Source organism: Pseudomonas sp. PDM10 (assembly GCF_014852295.1).
Classification (GTDB): Bacteria; Pseudomonadota; Gammaproteobacteria; order Pseudomonadales; family Pseudomonadaceae; genus Aquipseudomonas.
Genome location: NZ_JACVBJ010000001.1, coordinates 1,235,610 through 1,254,290 on the forward strand (window position 1 = coordinate 1,235,610; position 18,681 = coordinate 1,254,290).

Below are 18,681 nucleotides of genomic sequence, written 5' to 3' on the forward strand. Positions count from 1 at the left end.
GGATGAACTTCACCACAATGGCCGCCGACAAGGTGATGCAGGATCTGGTCGATTGTTTGCTGGCCGAACATTTTTTCGGGACCGAGCCGCTGAACCTGGTGGCGCCCTCGTCATCGGCCGATCAGCCGTTTACCGGATTGAGCGCCGAACAACGGATCTGGGAATGGCCTATCGATCCCCAAGGTTGCATCGTCATTGCCCTGCGTCCCGGCATTACCCAGCAGTGGGAAAAAGTACCGGGCACGCCGGTTTTGGCTCGACAGAATGACAAGCTGGCCGCGCTGTCACCCGAGGCTTTCACGACCCAGGTGTTGGCCGGCATGACCGATCGCTACCCGGACAATGAAAAAGGCTTCGCCCTGTTTCTGGATGTGCTGCGCACCAGTGTCCGGCAAACCGAGTTGTCCCTGGCACATCGGGTTAACAGCGAACGCTTGCTGGAAAAGAGCAATGCGGACTTTTTCCTGGCGATGGAGCAGTGGGCTTCGCTGCGTGATCGTCCCTATCATCCGCTGGCCAAAGCCAAGCAGGGTTTGGACGACGCGGAATATCAGCAGTATCAGGCGGAGTTCGCCCGTCCGGTGGCGCTCAATTGGGTCGCGGTCGACCGCACGTTGCTGCAATGCGGCGACGGTGTGACGGACCTGGCGCAGAGTTATCCTGCCCAGTACTTGTTGCCGTTCGCGTTACAGGTCGGCCTGCAACACGAGTTGCAACAACGGGGCATTGCCGATAGTCATATCGCGCTGCCGGTGCACCCGTGGCAGTTTGAACACGTGCTGGAGGCACAGCTCGGCGACGCGTTCGCCAAGGGTGATTGCCATCGACTGGACTTCTCCGACGGTGATTTCTTCGCCACCTCGTCGTTGCGCTCGATGACGCCGTGCTTCAACAGTGCCGATTACCTCAAGTTGCCAATGGCGATCTATTCGCTGGGTGCTTCCCGTTATCTGCCTGCAGTGAAAATGATCAACGGCGGCTTGAGCGAGGTGCTGCTGCGTCAGGCTCTGAGCAAGGATCAAACCCTGCAACAGTCCCTGCACCTGTGCGACGAAACCAAATGGTGGGCGTTCATGCCGCCGGACGCGACGCTGTTCGACGAAGCGCCGCGTCACTTGTCGGCCATGGTGCGCGGCTATCCGCCTGCGCTGCTCGAAGACCTGGACACCCGACTGGTGCCCATGGCGGCATTGGGCACACCGCTGCCGGGTAGCAATCAGCACTTCTTCGATGACTGGATGGCCTACCGCCAATTGCCGGCCAGTGCCGCGTCGGTGATGACCCTGTTCCGCGAGTTGTGCCATAGCTTCTTCGATATCAACCTGCGGATGTTCCGCATCGGCATGCTCGGGGAGATTCACGGGCAGAACGCGGTACTGGTGTGGAAGGCCGGTTACGCCCAGGGCTTGCTGTTGCGTGACCACGATTCGTTGCGCATCTTTGTGCCGTGGCTGGAGCGCAACGGCCTGGCCGACCCGGCTTACCGGTTGAAGAAGGGGCACGCCAACACGCTGTACCACGATCGCCCTGAAGACCTGCTGTTCTGGTTGCAGACCCTGGGTATTCAGGTCAACCTCCGCGCCATCATCGATACGCTGGCTGAGGTCTACGCATTGCCGGCGACCGGGTTGTGGACGGCGATGGGCGAAGTGCTCAACGAGTTGATCGACACCATCGAGTTTGACGCCGAGGCGCGGATCATGATCAAGCACCAGCTATTCGAAGCGCCACATTGGCCGCAAAAATTGCTGCTCACCCCGATGATCGAGCGCGCGGGCGGCCCTGGCAGCATGCCGTTTGGCAAAGGGCAGGTGGTCAACCCGTTTCACCGGCTCGATCATAATGCCTGAACCGCGACGTGAACCCTCCAGGCGCACGCTGTTGCGCCTGTCCCTGGGGGCGCTCGCCCTCAGGTTTTCTGCGCCGGCATGGTCCGAGACCGGCGCTGCACCGTTGCGGGTGATCACCCTGTTTCAGGGGGCCACCGACTGCGCTGTGATGTTGGGCGTGACCCCGTGTGGCGTAGTCGATTCCTGGAGCGAAAAACCGACCTATCGCTATTTGCGCACGGCATTGGGCGCTGTGCCCCATGTCGGGCTGGAGACCCAGCCCAGCCTTGAAGACATCGCACTGCTCAAACCGGACTTGATCGTTGCCTCACATTTTCGCCATGAGCGCATCTTCCCATTACTCAAGCAGATCGCCCCGGTGCTGATGCTGGAGGAAGTGTTCGAGTTCAAGAAGACCCTGGCGCTGATGGGCGCTGCATTACACCAGCAACAGAGGGCCGATGAGATTCTGAATCGATGGCAGCAGCGCGTGGCACAACTGTGTCAGCAACTGCGGCAGACATTTGCCGGACGCTGGCCTCCCACGGTGTCGATTCTGGACATCCGCGAAGACCACATCCGCAGTTACCTGCCGGCGAGTTTTCCGGGCTCGGTGCTCACCGAACTGGGATTCAACTGGAGTGACACTAGCCGTGAGGCGAGCGGGGTGTCGATCAAACTCACCAGCAAGGAAAGCCTTGCGGTGGTGAATGCCGACATCTTTTTTGTGTTCCTGCGCGCGCAGAACGCGGCGGTGCAGCGCAATTACGAGAGCCTGGTGCAACACCCGTTGTGGAAGCAGATGCGTGCCCCGCAGCAAGGACAGGTGTGGCAGGTCGATGGCGTCGCGTGGAGTCTGTCGGGCGGGATGTTGGGAGCGAACCTGATGCTCGACGACGTGGCCCGCGTGGCCGCCGCGCAGGTGGTCTCATGAGCCCGGGAGTCAAGCTGTGCAGCGCGGGTGTCGTGTTGCTGCTGTGCTGCGTGTTGAGCCTGGCGGTCGGTGCCACCTGGATTCCACTGCCACAGATTGCCGCGGCGTTTGTCCATCCCGACCCGTTGAGTATCAATCATGCGCTGGTGACCACCACGCGCCTGTCGCGCACCTTGATGGCGATTTCCGTTGGCGCCAGCCTTGCGGTCGCGGGCGCGCTGATGCAGGCACTGACGCGCAATCCATTGGCATCACCCGGGTTGTTCGGGATCAATGCCGGTGCGACTTTTTTTATCATCCTGTTTTCCTCGATCTTCTCGCTGTCATCCCCGGATGCCTGGCTATGGTCGGCGTTTATTGGCGCTGGCGTGGCGGGGTGTCTGGTATGGCTGATCGGCAACATGGGGCAAGGCAGTCTCAGTCCGCTGCGCATCGTGCTGGCGGGTGCGGCGATCGCCGCGTTGTTCTCCGCTTTCAGTCAGGCGCTGCTGGTGGTGAATCAGGATGGCCTGGACACGGTTTTGTTCTGGATGGCTGGTTCACTGACCGAACGCAGCCTGTCGACCGCTGCGCCGTTGTTGCTGTGCGCTGTGCTCGGGTTGGCGGGGGCGCTGTTGCTGGCCGGGCAGCTCAATGTGCTCAACGCCGGGGAAGAGATCGCCACGGGGTTGGGGCAGCGAACCGGTCTGATCCGGCTGCTGATGAGCGTGCTGGTGATCTGTCTCGCGGGCAGCGCGGTGGCGTTGGCCGGCAGCATCGGTTTCATTGGTCTTCTGGTACCGCACATGGTGCGCAAGGGGTTGTCCATCGACCATCGATGGTTGCTGCCCGGTTGTGCGCTGCTCGGCGCCATTCTGCTGCTGTTGGCGGATACGCTGTCGCGGGTTTTGATCCTGCCTCAGGAAGTGCCGGTGGGGGTGATGACGGCGCTGTTCGGCGCACCGTTTTTCATCCTGTTGGCCCGGCGTGGAGGTCGTTATGGATAAGGTGGTGACCTGGCGCCGGGGCGGGTATTCCCGGCGGGTCAACCTCTCCACGTGGTTGCGATTGGCGGCGGCGCTGGTGCTGACGGTGCTGGTGATGCTCGGCTCGTTATCGCTGGGGAAAGTCATCCTCTCGCCCCTCGAGGTGATGCGAATCCTGTTTTCCAGTCAGGACGCCGGCCTGACATTGATCGTCGAGCAACTGCGTTTTCCACGCATTGTGCTGGCGGCATTGGTCGGGGCTGCGTTGTCGGTGTCCGGGTTGATCCTGCAAAGCATCATCCGCAACCCGCTGGCATCGCCAGACCTGCTGGGCATCACCAGCGGTGCCAGCGCCGCTGCTGTGCTTTATCTGTCGTTCTTGTCGGCGACGCTGGGTCAACAATTTTTGCCCCTGGCTGCGATGCTCGGTGCGGCGCTGGCGACACTGGCCATTTATCTGCTGGCCTGGAAGCAGGGGACCTCACCGCTGCGACTGGTGCTGATCGGTGTGGGCGTCTCGGCGATGTTGACCGCCGCGACGACCTTCATTCTGGTGTTCAGTCCGCTGACCACCACCCTGTCTGCCTACGTTTGGCTGACCGGCAGCGTATACGGCGCCAGTTGGCCCGAACCGCTGGCGCTTGCGAGCTGGTTGTTGGGCATTTGTCCGCTGCTGGTGCTGCTGGCCCGTCAGGTGATGGTGCAACAGTTGGATGACAACCTGGCCCAGGGCATCGGCGTGCGCGTGCAATGGCTGCGGGCCGGTTTGTTGCTGGTGAGTGTGGCGTTGGCTGGTGCGGCCATTGCCTGGGGTGGGGCGATCGCGTTTGTCGGGCTGATCGCGCCACATATTGCCAAACGCCTGGTGGCCCCCGGTTTCGCTGGGCAGGCTGTGATGGCAGCCCTGATTGGCGCAAACCTGGTGATGCTGGCGGACCTGGTCGGGCGCACGCTGTTCTTGCCCCTGGATCTACCGGCCGGGATCTTTGTTGCGGTGCTGGGCACACCCTTTTTTCTCTATTTACTGATTAAACAGCGTCATTAAGGAATTCAACGTATGACGTCGATTGCAAGTCGCGGCCTGACCCTGAGTTATCAGCGCCAGGTGATTATTGACGCGCTGGACATGCAACTGCCCAAGGGCAAGATCTCGGTGCTGATTGGCAGTAACGGCTGCGGCAAAAGTACCTTGCTCAAATCCTTCGCACGACTGCTGAAACCGCAGCAAGGCTCGGTGATTCTCAACGGCGTGGATATCCAGAAAAAATCCACGGCGGCGGTGGCGCGTGAGTTGGCCATCCTGCCGCAAATACCGACGGCGCCCGAGGGCATCACCGTTCGCCAGCTCGTGGCCCTGGGCCGATACCCTTACCAGAGCTGGATGCAACAGTGGTCGGCCGAGGATGAAACCATGGTCAATCGCGCGCTGACGCAGACCAGTCTGCAAGCGCTGGCGGATCGGCCGGTGGATGCCTTGTCCGGTGGGCAGCGCCAGCGTGCGTGGATCGCCATGACCCTGGCCCAGGACACCGGCATTGTGCTGCTGGACGAGCCGACGACCTTCCTCGACCTGGCTCACCAGATTGAAGTGCTGGACCTGCTGCGCGACCTCAACCGGCTCGAAAACAAAACCATCATCATGGTGCTTCACGACCTCAACCTGGCCTGTCGTTATGCCGATCATATGGTCGCGGTGCATGAGCGTACGGCATTTGCCCAGGGCCGGCCTGAAGACGTCTTGACTCAAGCGCTGGTCAAAACCGTGTTCGACCTCAACTGCAGGATTATTCCTGATCCGTTCTTTGGTACGCCGATGTGCATTCCGTTTGGCCGGGAATTGCCGCAATGAGTCTGGCTCACCACTTCACTGCGCAAGAATGGAACGTGCTGGGCGGTGGGTTGCGGTTGAAGAACTGCGCCGAACGTGACCCCTTACGCTCGCTGATGGCGCGTGACCTGTTGCAGGACGAGGTGTGCGAGCGTTTGCTGGACGCATTGAGCCCGGTCATTGGCTCACCGTCGCGGGCGATCACCGCCTCGCTGCTGGGTAAGCGCCTGTCGTTCCTGGCCACCGGCGCGTGTTTGTACGCCATGTCGGTGTACGACAAAGGACTGCTGCTGTCGCTGGACAACACGGTGATCGAGTACGGCCATGATGACGGGCTGTGGACGTCTTCGATGCCGCTGGCTCATTCCCTGCCGCTGGCGTACGGGGCCGGTGAGCGCGAGGCCTGGCGGGAAACCCTGGTGCAGGCGCTGTTTGCCGGGCTGTTGAAGCCGCTGTGGCAAACCTTCAACCGTGTGAGTGGTGTTTCGCGGCGCATCTTGTGGGAAAACACCGCCGTGCGCGTGTATTCGTTGTATGAAAAACGCATGACGAAAATCGACGAACCGTCGGTACGCGAGCGCTATGAAGCCGACTTCAGGTGGTTGCTGACCCAGGCACAACCTGCGCTGTTCGGCCTCGATTACAACCCGCTGAGCCATTTCCGCCGACCGCCGACACTGGTCGACGAGGGGCAGCGCAGCATTCGCTTTCGACGAACCTGCTGCTTCTATTATCTGGCTACGGAGCCTGCTGAATATTGTTCGACCTGCCCATTGCTGCGTCCGGGGAAATGCCGATGAGTTATCAGATCAATCCACGCCAGCAGCTCGTTACCTCGGAGTTGCTCAACGCCTACCAGGCGATCCCTTCGTCGACCATCGGCCATTTTTCCGATCAGGGCTTCCTGCGGGGGATCAAGCCGCTGTTCAACAACATCCGCATGTTCGGCCATGTCGTCACCGTCAAAGTCTTCCCGCCGGATGGCAGTGTTTTGCGTGAAGCGCTGTTGCTGAGTGAGCCGGGCGACGTGCTGGTGATCGAATGTATGGGCGACGAGGAGTGTGGCTGTTGGGGTGAACTGCGCACCCTGGCCGGTCTGATCAAAGGGTTGGCCGGGGTGGTGGTGTCGGGTGCGGTCACGGATGTCAGCGCATTGCGTCGCCATGGGTTGCCGGTCTTTTGCCGGGACGTCAGTGCGTACACGACTCGCGGCATTGGCGCCCGAGGGGAAGTCAATCAGTCGATCAATGTGGGCGGCGTTCAGGTACAGCCGGGGGATCTGGCCATTGGTGATGATGACGGCGTCTTCATCCTCGATGCCCGGCGTGCGGCCGAGCTGCTTCCCGAGCTCTTGGCCAAAGAGGAAATGGACCAGCAGCGCAGGGCGGAATTCTTGCAGAGACTCGATCAGCGAAGGGGCTGACTTCCCGAGCTGAAATGAAAAGGGGCAACTGTGCAGTTGCCCCTTTTTTGCGTCGGTCGGTCAGAAGCCGAGTTTGTCTCGCAGTCCGTAATACCAAGCGCCCAACGCAGCGAACGGAGTGCGCAGCAGTTGTCCGCCGGGGAACGGGTAGTGGGGCAGGTCGGCAAACGCGTCGAAACGCTCGGCCTGACCACGCAACGCTTCGGCCAACACCTTGCCCGCCAGGTGCGTATACGTCACGCCATGGCCGCTGCAACCCTGGGAATAGTAGATGTTGTCGCCCAGGCGTCCGACCTGAGGAAGTCGTGACAAGGTCAGCAGGAAATTGCCGGTCCAGGCGTAATCGATCTTCACGTCCTTGAGCTGCGGGAAAGCCTTGAGCATCTTCGGCCGAATTATTGCCTCGATGTTCGCCGGATCCCGCGCGCCATACACCACGCCACCGCCGAAAACCAGGCGCTTGTCTGCGGTCAAACGGTAGTAGTCGAGCAGGTAATTGCAGTCTTCGACGCAGTAATCCTGCGGCAACAGGCTCTTGGCCAATGCTTCGCCCAAGGGTTCAGTGGTGATCACCTGAGTCCCGCAGGGCATCGATTTGGCGGCCAGTTCCGGCACCAGATTACCGAGATACGCATTGCCCGCCACGATGATGAACTTGGCCCTGACCTTGCCTTGAGGCGTATGCACCACCGGATTCGCGCCGCGCTCGATGCGCACCGCCGGCGATTGCTCATAAATGGTGCCGCCCAGCGACTCGACGGCTGCCGCTTCACCCAACACCAGGTTCAGCGGATGAATGTGCCCGCCGCTCATGTCGAGCATGCCGCCGATGTATTGATCGCACGCGACCACTTCACGGATGCGACGCTGATCCATCAATTCAAGCTGCGTGTGACCGAAGCGCTCCCACAGACGCTTCTGGGATTCCAGATGGCCCATCTGCTTGGCGGTAATGGCAGCGAATACGCCACCGTCCTTCAGGTCGCACTGGATATTATATTTGGCAACCCGCTCACGAATGATCCGCCCACCTTCGAACGCCATCTGCCCCAGCAACTGAGCCTGCTTGGGACCGACACTGCGCTCGATCACATCGATGTCGCGGCTATAACTGTTAACGATCTGGCCACCGTTACGCCCCGACGCACCAAAACCTACCTTCGCCGCTTCAAGCACCGTGACCCGGAAACCGTTTTCCAGCAGAAACAGGGCAGAGGACAGACCGGTGTAACCGGCACCGATCACACAGACATCAGTCTCTACGTCATCCTGCAAGGCCGGGCGCGGCGGAGCCGGATTGGCCGATGCGGCGTAATAGGAATCCGGGTAGGGGGTGTTCGCCATCCTGCAGCCTCTGTTTAATATATTTTACGAGTGCGTCGATCCTACCCGAGATAAAAAACGACCGCCAGCCACCGCAAAATCTTCTTTGCAGCCGCAAAATTAAATATTTTGCATATTCATAGGGTTAGCTCGAAAAAAGGTGTTGACACCCCTCCGGAATTCCGTAGAATGCCGCCTCACAGCAGGCACGTAGCTCAGTTGGTTAGAGCACCACCTTGACATGGTGGGGGTCGTTGGTTCGAGTCCAATCGCGCCTACCAAACAAAATCCGCTCTGCTGGGCGGTCTAGAGGGGTCACCAGAAATGGTGACCCCTTTTTGCTTTCTGCGATTTGCAAAACTTTTGCAAAACTTTTGCAAAACTCCCACCTCAGAACGCCAATTCGGCGCCCACCTCCAGATACTCGATCTTCTTTTCGTCGTGCCCCTCCTGATAGTGCTTCGTCATCTTCTCGTCCGCATGCCCCATCAAAGCCTGAATGTATTCCTGCGGGAAATTTTGCTGTTCGTACAGCCACGCTCCTAAAGCGCGGATCTCGTGAAAAGTGGGGCGCTCGCCGGCCGGAACATGGTCGTAAGCGTGCGCCGCGTCCCGGGCCTTGCTGAACTCTTTGGTCAGGTAGTCCGGGGTCACCGACGTCCAGTGGTCCTTCGCGTCGATTTGTTCCCGGCGCCGTGCCTTCGGTTTGTAGTGGATGAGGTACGGCGAGACCAGCGGTGACCGCAAGCACTCACCGATCACTTCGCGAAGCGCTGCGCCCATGGTGATCTTCAGATGGATCGGGTTGTCGTAGCCCTGGGTCTTCCCGGGCGACACCGTCAGCGTGTTCTTGTCCATGTCGACGGCTGACTTCAGCCAGGTGACGATATCCTCGCGACGCTGAAGACTGGCCAGCGCCAGGCGGATGGCGCGCTTCAGCCAAGGTGGTGTCGTTGCTGCGTCGATGATCATCTTCAACCCGTCGAATGTGTGCCGCTGGCGCTTCTTCTCCGCCTCCTTCTTCACCAGCGTCAGCTCGGCGTTGTTGCGTTCGGCAAGGCCTTTGGCCACGGCGAAGGCAAAGATCTGCACCCACAGCCCGCGGTGCTTCGTGTACGCGTTGTTGCTGAAACCGTCCAGATACTCGGCCATGGCCAGCACATCCATCTGCCCAATCAGCCGATCACCCAGATCCTGTCGGTACCGCTCGAGCTTGAATTTGATTTCCTCCAAGGTGCGAGCGGCGTAGGTTTTGTCTGGCAGCCATTCCTCCTCGAAGCGTTTCAGCAGATTGCTCACGATCGGAAGCCGATCACCGGTCAGGAGGGCGAGCAGCGACCCATCGTCGACGACCAACACCGCGAACTTCAAATTGGCCGCCCTGGCCAGTTTGATTGCCTCCTCCAAGGGCCGGTTGATGCTGGTCATGACGCCGGTGACGGGGTTGCGATACCGCCAATACTTACCGTTCGGGTAAAGGTTTGGCGGCAGCTTCCTGTTCTGAAGTGTGCGCGGCCGGGCAGCCATCAGCCCATCTCCAGCATCTTGGCCAGCAGTGGATCACTCGACCCCATCACTGCTGCCTGAACATCGACGAAATACATCCCGCCTTTTACCTCTCCAATCACTTCGCCTTCCTCGATCCATCTTTTCAATTGTTGCAGGCTCGGCTTTCCGCCGACGTACCGCAGCTTTCTGTATTCGCCTGCCTCCATGAGGCGCGGCAACTTGACCGTAATCTGGGCCAATACTTTTGCCATGATGATGCTCCATGCCGCGCGTGGCGGCAGAAGGTGGGAGGGGTTATTTGCGGCGCTGGAATTCAATGCAGCGGACGATCACGGTCTGAGCGTCCCGGGCGAGCGCCGGCATGGTGCTGAAGGGAAGGTGGCTGCAATTGCGGTGGGCGTGGACGCAGGTGCGACACATGCCGCCTTTGGGCTGATGGGTCATGGCGCAGTCTCCTTCACCCACTCAGCAAACCCAGCCAGCACCGGCTGGATGTTCTTCTCGTCAGCCCAGCCAGCGAACCCGATGAAGCCGTCGGTGTTAAAGGTGACTGCCTCGCGATTATCGAAGTAGAACGACCGGCACCGAATCTCGGCGTAGCCTTCGCGGATCTTGGCTCGCTGATGGCAGCTGAAGGTGCCTTTAATTAGGCCGCTATCCTTCATCTGTTTGTTGATCAGCGTCCGAAGCCTCTGCATGTTTTTCTGGGTGACAACCGAGTAGTTAAGGTTTGCGCCGGAGAACAGAGCGCGAGCTTCATTGCTGTTCATCGCCGTGGCCCCGAGTAGATGAGCCAGGCCATGTAGGCGAGGGCATAGACTGGGGCGATCATGGCGTCACCTGTGATTTCAGATCAGCCAGTGCGAAAACAATGCCGCGGCAGTAGCCATCTTCCCCTTCCCAAACATTGAACGTGGTGTGCGGGATGTCTGTTTCGTAGATCCAGCTGAACCCGTCCTGATCCCAAATAGCCTGGATGGACTCGGCACTCGTTCTGCGTTTTACGAAATCAGCAATCGCTTCATCGTCGTCATCGTCAATCTGCGATCTGTCCAGCAGCCCTTTAGCATCTATCCAGGCAGTGCCGCCGTTGTAGCAGCCGAACTCATCACGGATGGCACCTTCGAATTCCATGAGGTCATCGCTGGCGCCGAAGACGATCACGAGGCCGGCAGCTTTGGCGGCCGCGATCTGGTCTTTGGTGATGGCGCGGTGCGCTGGGTACTGAATGCCGTTCAGTTGTGCTGCGAGCTGATCTCTAGGCATGACTGTTCCTTTGCCGCTATAGCGGCTGACTTTGAGGGGGGAGTAAATTTTCGGCAGGAGTACAGATGTACTCCTATCAGGATTCGGCTGACTCGGTCAGCGTTTCACCCTGGTCCTGCAGGTCGCGGTGGTCAGGCTTGGCCCAGATGGCGATCACCTTTCGGTCTTCACCTTTGAAGCTCGAGAGCCACGGCCCCTCCATGCGCTCATACGAAATGCTCAGTGGGCATGACCGGACCTGCTTTCCGTCTTTGAAGTCAGGGATACGCAACATGGCGTGGGTTTCCAGATCCGGGTCCAGCGTCTGGAGTTGCCGGATCAATTGGCGAACCGTCTTCGGCGCGGCCCAGTTCACCGGCTCGAGCTCGTGCTGGGTCAGCTCATCAATCCGCTGATCCGCTACGTTCAAGCGCAGCTGCAGGGCGTCACGCTCAGCCTTCATGCGATTGAAGGTCTCGCCGAGCACGTACTGCACTGCGCGGTGACCGCATTCACAGTCCGGCCAAGGGTTGTCCTCTGCCCAAGTCCTGCCGTCACCGGTATCCGCCTCGCAGGCCGGCCCGAGGTAAATCACTTTTGGTTCGCTCACCTTGAAAGTCCTCTTCAATTGTCCGTGCCTGTGTAGGTGCGCCAAGGAACCTTGACACCGTTGACCAGAAATCCCCAGTCACCGCGCCACTTGCTGGTGATGAACAGGGTGATGACGCCTTCGTGGAATACCTTGTCGATCCGGTGGTATTCGCCGTGCAGTAGCTGCGCGGTGTCGCCTGGTTGGCGGTCGATGTACTCGGTGGCCTGCGCGTTGGCTGGGACATTCAGTCCGGACAGCGCCGGGTCTTCGTGATCGAGTAGTCGTTGCTCCGTGTAGCAGCCGCGCAGGATGATCGTCCTCGCGTTCCATGGGTGGTCGTGCAGATCCCGGTCTTCATCCGGCCGCATGATGTGGTGGATACGGAACGACCACGGACACCACCAGAGCGCCGGCTTGTGCGTCTCCCGGCTGTACGGGTTGAACAGCCACCAGCGACCCATGTACATCTCGGTGCCGTCGGCGGACATGATGTGCTGGTACGGGGTGCGCTGGGCGCGGGTGATCAGCCGGGTGGCAACGGCTGGGCGTGCAAGCAGCTTGGCGACCAGGCGCCAGAAGAGATTGATCATGCGGCCTCCGAGACGGGCTGGCGGAACACGGAAAGGGGGCCGGCCTGCTTACGCACAGCCTTCATGCCTGCCTCGTCGTAACCCCAGATGTTGCTGTCGTTGAACCGCTCAGGGCCGAGATAGCCAGGGTGCAGCGGTTCGCCGGTGCAGATGTAGTCCCTGAACGCCTTGACCATATCCTTCAGCGTGCCGCCGTGAGTGAATCCGCGCCACCGACCGCCCCACACCGTTTCATGCGTGAAGACGCGCTTCCCGCTGTAGTCGTCGATGAACCAGACCTTGCCGCGAGCGTCGACTTCCATGCTGGCGTAGCGATTCACGGACTGGCTGTAGAAGAACCGCCGGCCGTGGTCGGCGATGATCCGGATAGCCTGATTGACCTGCTCGGCGCGCTGGCGCTTCAGGGCAAGTTTGTTTTCTTTGGGCATGGGGCGTCCTATGCCGGGTCATGCCCGGGCGGTGGCGGATAAAAAGTTTTGGTCGATCTGGCTCAAATTGTGTTAGTGCACTACTGTGATCGGAGAAATAAACAGGAACGACTATTTTTATGGAAGTAGATATGAGTCAGCTTGTAGTTACCTTAATTGTGATAATGCTTCCGGGGATTATTGCGGCAATTATCAGTGATAAAATAACTTTTCATGCAAAATGGGACTCTTTTAAATTTGGCTTGTATTCCCTAGTGCTAGGGGTTTTTTCATATGTCGGATTACAAGCGTTTCACCTTGTTGTTGATTTGGTGCGCGCGGAAGGAATTCCAACGCAGTGGAGCTGGCTAGGCATATGGCAGGCCGCTTTAAAGGCCGAGACCGGGGTAAACGCAAGCGAAGTGTTTTGGGCGACTGCATTTGCTTTTCCGGTAGCACTGGTTTCATCTTTCTGTGTAAACCATAAAGTTTTCAACAGGGTCGCAAGACGGCTGGGAGTTTCAACCAAATTCGGTGATGAGAACCTTTTTTCATATTTTATGGGAGGTAAAGATGTAGATTGGATCTACATACGAGATAAGCCAGATGATCTAACTTACGAAGGGCAGGTGATTTCCTTTGCGGAGAATCCATCGTGTCACGAGGTGGTGCTTGCAGACGTGAAAGTGTACAGGTACAGCGATTCGGAATTTCTTTATGAGGTTCCTTTTGTCTATCTCTGCAAGCCATTCGGCAGTATTGTTATTGAGTTGATCCCTAAGAGCCAATGGAGCCAAACACCATGAGTGACAAGTTTAGAGAGGGGAGTGTCCGAGGGGGAGATAAGGTCAAGGTTGCGAACGACGGCGCATCTAAGAAGGTGGTCGTCTCGCAAAGACCCTCTTCACCACCACCAGCTCCGAAGCCCGCAAACAAGCCGTAGGAGCGAGCCGCTCAGGCGGCCGCTGTCGATTCCGGCGAGTAGTCCATCCATGAAAGCTTGGTCGGCGACTTCCGTCGCAGGTCATTCTGCGGCAGCTTGATCTTCGCCCTGATGATGACGTCGCGGCACCGACCAAGCTTCCGGATGCGCTCGGCATAATCGGCTGCGTACTGGGGGGCGTCGAACATGCTGCTGAGTTGGGCGACTCGCTTGCCGTCCATGATCTTGACCACGCGATCTTCGACAGCCTGTAGCCACTGGCTCATTGACAGCTCAACCCGCTTACCCTTTTCGATCTTGAAGTCGCGAACCTTGCGCTTCGCCTCTTCGCGGGCGAAGTGCTCATTCATTCCAAACACTGCAAATGTGCTCATGGCGTTACTCCAGGCGGTCGAGCGCTTTTTGCAGCAGCGCATTCAGTGAAAGCTCGCGATCTTCGGGGTCCATTGCTCGCTTAATCCACTCGCAAGCCTCTGTCGCGTCGTCGCGCAAATTTTCCAGTTCGTCTTCGTCATCGCTTGCCTGGCTTTCGAGGCGGCGAATGTCTTCACGCAGCTCTTCACGCTCGGCGCTCGGGTCGATGCTCTGCGAAGTCAGGCGACGGGTCAGTTCGGCGGTGGCCGCCGGATCAAGCGCGGCGTAGTGCAGGCACTCTTCGTCGCTTAACGCATTTGCGGGAATGCTCATTGGCAATCTCCAGGCAGACGCCTGCCTCGCCGGCTGGCGTGATTCGTTGAAGTGGGGTATTACGGGTAACCGGCATGGAGCCGGATATGGGGGCGTTATGGGTTATGAGTGGTGGAGTTCTACGCTGAAGTTTGTTGGCTATATCGGTATGGCTTTTGTGTTCATTTCGACTGTATGCCTCGGCTTCGTCAACGATCAGCTTGATAAAATCAAAGATGGAAAAGTTGACGAGCTAGTTGCCGGTAAGAACTCGCTATTGGCAAGCGTCGACGATTACAGACATCAGGTAGAGGAAAAGCAGAAGCAGATAGACGAGCTGAAAACCAAGGCTGCGAACGCTTCGCGAGGAGTTTCAAAGTTTAGGCAGTTTAACGGAGTGCTTAGGGAAACGAGCACGGGGCGCACGTCGGTTGTTGTTGGCGGTAGCTATGAGGAGTCTATTTTCCCCAAGCTCAATGAATTGGCGACCTCCTCAAAGTGGATAGAGTTAGAAGCCCTGTGCACAGAGGGTATAGCTAGGTCCGCTGACTGGATGACACTTTACTTTTTTCGCGGTCTTTCGAGATTGAACCTGTCTAAGTTTGAGCTTGCACAGCTGGACTTAAAAACAGTTATCGATAACGTTGGAGATAGCCCTGAATACGTGCAGGCTAAAGACTGGCTAGCCGCCACAAATCAGGAGCTATCGAAGAAAAAATAGGAGTCAAATTTTCAATGCTTCCCCCTCCGTTACCGGATGCAGCGAGTAGAGTGAGTTATGAGGGCCTTTCGATTTCGTCGTCAGGCTCTGGTGGATCGTCGGCGAGCGACTTAAGGCCGGCCGCTCGAATGATGCGCGACACCTTTTCGCTTACAACGAAAGGTGTCGTGACACAGCGAAGCATCTTTGCTTGAGTGTCGAAGTCTGCGGCGATGAGGTTGGTCAGCAGCCGCTGGTGAATGTCCTGCTGGTTGTTGATGCCGTGGGCCTTCATCACTTTTTGAAGATCCGGTTTGAACACCCCGGCCACCTCAACCGTGAACTTCTCGATTCCCAGCGCGGCGTTCTTGGCCGCTTCCTTCTCGCGCTTCTTGCGCTGCTTGATGGCTTCCGCCGTCAGCTCCTGCTGTTCCTCGGCCATGGCCTGCCTCTTCAATTCCGTGGGCCGGTAGATCCAGCCATGTCTGTCGTCGGCGCTGGCGCACCTGGTTGCTGAGACGCTTCATGATGTGAACTTGAAGCCGTTTTCCCGAGCGATGAGCCGGGCGCGCTTGGCTTCCATGCCGCACTCTTTCGCGGCCTTGGCAATGGGTGTGCCGGCCCAGGCTAACTCCTTCAGCCTGGGCGCGATCTTGTCCCGCTCTACACGCAGCTTGTTGCTGTGAGAGGTGCCGAACATGGCCGCCTTTTCACCACTGACGCCCGGCGCAATTTCCTGCACCGGTTTGCCTGCGCCGAAGTACTGCTCCAGCTGCTGATTCAAGTTCGCGACGATTGAGTCTCGCGGGTTGGGCATTGGTACACCGATCATTTGCCCCAGCCCTCGATGTTGACCTTCACACCGTCGGCCCGAGCTTCCAGCACCTGCGCCAGGTTGATTGCTGCCCGCCAGGTAAAGCGGAAACCCTTCACTTTGCCGGTGGACCGCTCGATGACGTGATAGGCGTTCTCGCCCTTGGTGACTACCTGGAAGCGAACGGCGCTTACTGGCGCGTCCTTGCCGATCATTGCGTAGAACTCGGCGGTTGCCGCCGTTGCGCGGATGGTCAGGGCAATGTTGCCTTCGACTCGCGCTTGCATCAGTGGGTGCATTTGCATGGCTGATCCCTCGGTATGGGGTGGCGTTTATTCGTCAGCACTCGGGCCTCCTGCTGGCTGCCGTTGGGCGCAGGGGAGAGTGCTGACGGATAAAGGCAGGCGTAAAAAAGCCCGATCGAAACCGGGCTTTACCACTTACGTTACGAGCCTACCGAGCCATGAGGGCCGGGTAGGTATCTGAAGTTCACATGGCTGCCAATCCTCCGTGCTGGGTTGAACTAGGGCATTTTTTGCACTAGTTGGTTTTGATACAGGTGGCCGGTATAAGCCGGGGATTCGTCCGCATCCCGCTGCACCCTATCGCCAAGGTGCAGCAGTGATGCTTATTCAGATGGCTTTCCATTGATGGCGAAGCGATCAGCGGTTACCAAAAACTGACCATCGCCGCTGTGGATGCCTAGGCCAAGTCCGGCCGCGTAGAACTTCCCGTCTGCCGATTGCTGCATTCGTACTGAGTAAGGCGACGGCAGAGGCGTATCTGATTGCAGCGCCTCGATCGCCTGCCGGTAGTCGGCTGCGTTGGTACGGTTGTTTGCGGCGTCTTCGAACTGGCCTTCGGCCTCCTGGTTCGCTGCGTTGTTCTCGCAGTTGGAGGCGTGAATTTCGAGCTGGGCGATTGCTGCTGAGTGCTTCATGGTTGATTACCTGTCGGTTGTCATCCCAAAGCACCCTCATAAAAAAGGTGCTTCAGCGATGCTCAACCAAACAACTCGCCCAACTCAGCTCGGCGTGCCAGACGAAGCTCACCAACACGCCGCTCACCGACTCTGCGGTTTTGACGCATCGGCTGGTCATCAATCATTGCGTGAATGGCAATCACAGCAGCGAGCACCACGCAGACTGGCGAGATGATCTGTCGCTTCATCGCCTCAGCGACCATCGCTGCCTGGCGATGAACGCCAAGCTTGAACATCGCATTCGATAGACGCTTAACCACGGTGCCCGGCGCAATGCCGAACGTTTTGGCGATTTCCTTGGCGGTCATGCCCTGGGCAACCGAGAGGACAAACTCAAGCTCTCGAGGTGCAAGACCTCTGCCTAGTTCACCCTTCCATGCCCCGCTTACGATTGTTGTTTCCATCGTCGTGACTCCCGGTTGTTTTCCCGATGCACCCGGAAAGCCAGGTGCAGCAGTGAAAAATTCCGTTGAAGTGTTCTCACCGACCGCGACTCTGTCCGCCGGATAACTATTTTTGGTGCTTTACGCTGCACACCCGGGTCAGTTGCCAACCCTCTGAACCGTTGAGGCCGGTTCATCGCTGCCTTCCATCTGGCCGGTTGTTATCCGGCGATGGAGCAACATTACCTGTAGGTAACGATTGTGGTCAATACCTGTAGGTAATTATTTTTAGAGCGGGCAAAAAAAAGCCCGCTTCAGGGCGGGCTGGGATGTTCGTTTGTTTGCGAATTAAAGTAGAACTGAGTACCAGAAAACCTTGCCAATCACGATGATATCTTTGCGAAGCATTTCGTCGGGGCTGTATTCCTCGTCGGGATGTTCGTCCCGGTTGTAGCTCCGCATCCTGATTCCTCCGCCAGGAGCCCGGTAGAGTGTTTTAACCCTCAATTGGCCTCCGTGGTTGAGCGCGTACATCTTCCCGTCAGTTACAGCGGTGCATCCCTGGTCCACTCCGACCGTGCTGCCATCGGGCAGGACTGGCTCCATGCTATTTCCGCTGACAGTTACGCAGACGGCCTCGCTTGGCTGTACGTTTTGGCGCCTAAGGGTCATTTTGCCAAAGCGCAATTTTTGCTTATGCGACGGTTCCACAACTGTCTTGCCGTTGCCAGCTGATAGCTCTACTTCCTTGAGGAATGGCACGTACACCTCATCATCATCCAGCGGTGTGTCATCGTCCCAGACCGAAAACTGGCCTAGGTATTCGGCGTTGCTAACAACCTTTTCCGCAGGCTGCATGCCTTTCCGGTCCAGTTGATAACGCTCTAATCCAAGCTTCGCTTCGATATCTCGAGCGAACTCTTCTCCGATGTTTTTACTACCAGCTGATGAGGGTGCTGTCGATAGGCAGCGGGAAATGTAGTTGGCGCTCTTTCCCAAAGCATCGGCCAACCTGGCCTGCTTTCCGTCGAAGCGTTGCTTCATAAGTGCCCGCAAATTTTCGCGGCGAATATCTGAAATTTCCATGCGCAAATCATCCATCACCGTTACCAATAGGTAAATTCCCTTTAGGTATTGCTTTGAGATTACCTGCGGGTAATAATCCGAGGCATCTAAAAGGAGGCCCGATATGCGGACCAAGCATCCTCAACTTCTTGAGTGGTTGAAAACAGCAAGTGATGACGCGGTTGTTAGCACCGGCACCAGCCGTGCGTATCTGCGGTTGATCGCTTACGGCCACAAGATTGCTTCCGCCGAAATTGCTGCTCGTGCCGAGTCAGCGACCGGAGGGGCAGTGACGCGAAAAGCGCTGCGTCCTGATGACTGGAAGCAGATTTGGCCAGAGCTCGCAGTGGCATGACATCTGTTTCGTTGAGTCAATTATCCGGGATGGAATAGGGCAAAAGCATCACGCTGCATATGGCTGTTGATTCATCCAGTACTCAAATGACAGGCACAAAAAAGCCGGTGGCTAGACCGGCTTCTTCA

Annotated in this window: 27 protein-coding genes and 1 tRNA gene; 11 read left to right on the top strand and 17 right to left on the bottom strand. The window is 58.1% G+C overall.

All coding sequences use genetic code 11. The features are described from left to right. Nucleotides 1–2 precede the first annotated feature (2 nt). Genes IB252_RS05795 through IB252_RS05825 form a run of 7 tightly spaced genes read left to right on the top strand, consistent with a single transcriptional unit; the run spans nt 3 to nt 6,979 of the window. On the top strand, nt 3–1,850 hold the full coding sequence (locus tag IB252_RS05795; protein WP_192407353.1) for an IucA/IucC family protein: 1,848 nt from the start codon (nt 3–5) through the stop codon (nt 1,848–1,850). After that, nucleotides 1,843–2,763 carry an ABC transporter substrate-binding protein gene (locus tag IB252_RS05800; RefSeq protein ID WP_192407354.1) on the top strand — a complete coding sequence of 307 codons (921 nt, stop codon included), beginning with the start codon at nt 1,843–1,845 and terminating at the stop codon, nt 2,761–2,763. Before IB252_RS05795 ends, IB252_RS05800 begins: the two co-directional genes overlap by 8 nt. After that, a complete protein-coding gene (locus IB252_RS05805; protein WP_192407355.1) occupies nt 2,760–3,749 on the top strand; it encodes a FecCD family ABC transporter permease in 990 nt (329 codons plus the stop codon). The genes IB252_RS05800 and IB252_RS05805 overlap by 4 nt, the downstream gene beginning before the upstream one ends. Further along, nucleotides 3,742–4,773, top strand: a complete 1,032-nt coding sequence (locus IB252_RS05810) for a FecCD family ABC transporter permease (protein ID WP_192407356.1) — start codon at nt 3,742–3,744, stop codon at nt 4,771–4,773. The genes IB252_RS05805 and IB252_RS05810 overlap by 8 nt, the downstream gene beginning before the upstream one ends. Before the next feature lie 12 nt (nt 4,774–4,785). After that, nucleotides 4,786–5,577: an ABC transporter ATP-binding protein gene (locus tag IB252_RS05815; protein WP_192407357.1), complete on the top strand. Its 792-nt coding sequence runs from the start codon at nt 4,786–4,788 to the stop codon at nt 5,575–5,577. Next, nucleotides 5,574–6,356, top strand: coding sequence for an IucA/IucC family C-terminal-domain containing protein (locus IB252_RS05820; protein ID WP_192407359.1), 783 nt, complete (start codon nt 5,574–5,576; stop codon nt 6,354–6,356). Before IB252_RS05815 ends, IB252_RS05820 begins: the two co-directional genes overlap by 4 nt. Continuing rightward, nucleotides 6,347–6,979 carry an RraA family protein gene (locus IB252_RS05825; RefSeq protein WP_192407601.1) on the top strand — a complete coding sequence of 211 codons (633 nt, stop codon included), beginning with the start codon at nt 6,347–6,349 and terminating at the stop codon, nt 6,977–6,979. Before IB252_RS05820 ends, IB252_RS05825 begins: the two co-directional genes overlap by 10 nt. A 60-nt stretch (nt 6,980–7,039) precedes the next feature. Here IB252_RS05825 and IB252_RS05830 read toward each other — a convergent pair whose 3' ends face one another. Continuing rightward, complete coding sequence (locus IB252_RS05830; RefSeq protein ID WP_192407360.1) at nt 7,040–8,323, bottom strand: NAD(P)/FAD-dependent oxidoreductase; 1,284 nt, start codon at nt 8,321–8,323, stop codon at nt 7,040–7,042. A 183-nt stretch (nt 8,324–8,506) separates the two neighbouring features. Here IB252_RS05830 and IB252_RS05835 point away from each other — a divergent pair. Beyond that, a tRNA-Val gene (locus tag IB252_RS05835) sits at nt 8,507–8,583 on the top strand. 109 nt (nt 8,584–8,692) lie between these two features. Here IB252_RS05835 and IB252_RS05840 read toward each other — a convergent pair. From IB252_RS05840 to IB252_RS05875, 8 genes are all read right to left on the bottom strand, one after another. Then, nucleotides 8,693–9,829 (bottom strand): tyrosine-type recombinase/integrase, encoded by a 1,137-nt coding sequence (locus tag IB252_RS05840; protein WP_192407361.1) that lies wholly within the window; start codon nt 9,827–9,829, stop codon nt 8,693–8,695. Further along, complete coding sequence (locus IB252_RS05845) at nt 9,829–10,062, bottom strand: hypothetical protein (protein WP_192407362.1); 234 nt, start codon at nt 10,060–10,062, stop codon at nt 9,829–9,831. The genes IB252_RS05840 and IB252_RS05845 overlap by 1 nt, the downstream gene beginning before the upstream one ends. 43 nt (nt 10,063–10,105) lie before the next feature. Next, complete coding sequence (locus tag IB252_RS05850) at nt 10,106–10,255, bottom strand: hypothetical protein (RefSeq protein ID WP_192407363.1); 150 nt, start codon at nt 10,253–10,255, stop codon at nt 10,106–10,108. Next, entirely contained in the window at nt 10,252–10,581 is a 330-nt protein-coding gene (locus IB252_RS05855; protein WP_192407364.1) for a hypothetical protein, read from the bottom strand. The genes IB252_RS05850 and IB252_RS05855 overlap by 4 nt, the downstream gene beginning before the upstream one ends. 58 nt (nt 10,582–10,639) lie before the next feature. After that, entirely contained in the window at nt 10,640–11,077 is a 438-nt protein-coding gene (locus IB252_RS05860) for a hypothetical protein (protein ID WP_192407365.1), read from the bottom strand. Between the two features lie 76 nt (nt 11,078–11,153). Then, the gene (locus IB252_RS30065) at nt 11,154–11,666 is read right to left on the bottom strand and encodes a hypothetical protein (RefSeq protein WP_225607273.1); all 513 of its coding nucleotides are present in this window, start codon (nt 11,664–11,666) and stop codon (nt 11,154–11,156) included. A 14-nt stretch (nt 11,667–11,680) separates the two neighbouring features. Beyond that, nucleotides 11,681–12,238 (bottom strand): hypothetical protein, encoded by a 558-nt coding sequence (locus IB252_RS05870; RefSeq protein WP_192407367.1) that lies wholly within the window; start codon nt 12,236–12,238, stop codon nt 11,681–11,683. Further along, complete coding sequence (locus IB252_RS05875) at nt 12,235–12,666, bottom strand: hypothetical protein (RefSeq protein ID WP_192407369.1); 432 nt, start codon at nt 12,664–12,666, stop codon at nt 12,235–12,237. Before IB252_RS05875 ends, IB252_RS05870 begins: the two co-directional genes overlap by 4 nt. A gap of 119 nt (nt 12,667–12,785) precedes the next feature. On the opposite strand from IB252_RS05875, the gene IB252_RS05880 reads away from it, so the two are divergent. Further along, nucleotides 12,786–13,451, top strand: a complete 666-nt coding sequence (locus tag IB252_RS05880) for a hypothetical protein (RefSeq protein WP_192407371.1) — start codon at nt 12,786–12,788, stop codon at nt 13,449–13,451. A gap of 148 nt (nt 13,452–13,599) precedes the next feature. On the opposite strand, the gene IB252_RS05885 is transcribed toward IB252_RS05880, so the two are convergent. Continuing rightward, nucleotides 13,600–13,962, bottom strand: a complete 363-nt coding sequence (locus IB252_RS05885) for a hypothetical protein (protein WP_192407373.1) — start codon at nt 13,960–13,962, stop codon at nt 13,600–13,602. A 4-nt stretch (nt 13,963–13,966) separates the two neighbouring features. Continuing rightward, the gene (locus IB252_RS05890) at nt 13,967–14,275 is read right to left on the bottom strand and encodes a hypothetical protein (RefSeq protein WP_192407376.1); all 309 of its coding nucleotides are present in this window, start codon (nt 14,273–14,275) and stop codon (nt 13,967–13,969) included. On the opposite strand from IB252_RS05890, the gene IB252_RS05895 reads away from it, so the two are divergent. After that, nucleotides 14,268–14,975, top strand: coding sequence for a hypothetical protein (locus tag IB252_RS05895; protein WP_192407378.1), 708 nt, complete (start codon nt 14,268–14,270; stop codon nt 14,973–14,975). The two genes, IB252_RS05890 and IB252_RS05895, sit on opposite strands and share 8 nt — an antisense overlap. A gap of 55 nt (nt 14,976–15,030) precedes the next feature. Here IB252_RS05895 and IB252_RS05900 read toward each other — a convergent pair whose 3' ends face one another. From IB252_RS05900 to IB252_RS05925, 6 genes are all read right to left on the bottom strand, one after another. Then, a complete protein-coding gene (locus IB252_RS05900) occupies nt 15,031–15,396 on the bottom strand; it encodes a hypothetical protein (RefSeq protein WP_192407380.1) in 366 nt (121 codons plus the stop codon). An 81-nt stretch (nt 15,397–15,477) separates the two neighbouring features. Beyond that, nucleotides 15,478–15,771, bottom strand: a complete 294-nt coding sequence (locus IB252_RS05905) for a hypothetical protein (protein ID WP_225607274.1) — start codon at nt 15,769–15,771, stop codon at nt 15,478–15,480. A gap of 11 nt (nt 15,772–15,782) precedes the next feature. Continuing rightward, nucleotides 15,783–16,073 (bottom strand): hypothetical protein, encoded by a 291-nt coding sequence (locus IB252_RS05910; RefSeq protein WP_225607275.1) that lies wholly within the window; start codon nt 16,071–16,073, stop codon nt 15,783–15,785. Nucleotides 16,074–16,396: 323 nt separating this feature from the next. Then, nucleotides 16,397–16,708 (bottom strand): DUF1983 domain-containing protein, encoded by a 312-nt coding sequence (locus IB252_RS05915; protein ID WP_192407384.1) that lies wholly within the window; start codon nt 16,706–16,708, stop codon nt 16,397–16,399. Nucleotides 16,709–16,770: 62 nt separating this feature from the next. After that, nucleotides 16,771–17,154 carry a response regulator transcription factor gene (locus IB252_RS05920; protein ID WP_192407386.1) on the bottom strand — a complete coding sequence of 128 codons (384 nt, stop codon included), beginning with the start codon at nt 17,152–17,154 and terminating at the stop codon, nt 16,771–16,773. 327 nt (nt 17,155–17,481) lie between these two features. Next, nucleotides 17,482–18,177 carry a helix-turn-helix transcriptional regulator gene (locus IB252_RS05925; RefSeq protein ID WP_192407604.1) on the bottom strand — a complete coding sequence of 232 codons (696 nt, stop codon included), beginning with the start codon at nt 18,175–18,177 and terminating at the stop codon, nt 17,482–17,484. Between the two features lie 145 nt (nt 18,178–18,322). Here IB252_RS05925 and IB252_RS05930 point away from each other — a divergent pair, with 145 nt between their 5' ends. Beyond that, entirely contained in the window at nt 18,323–18,553 is a 231-nt protein-coding gene (locus IB252_RS05930) for a transcriptional regulator (protein WP_192407388.1), read from the top strand. Nucleotides 18,554–18,681 lie beyond the last annotated feature (128 nt).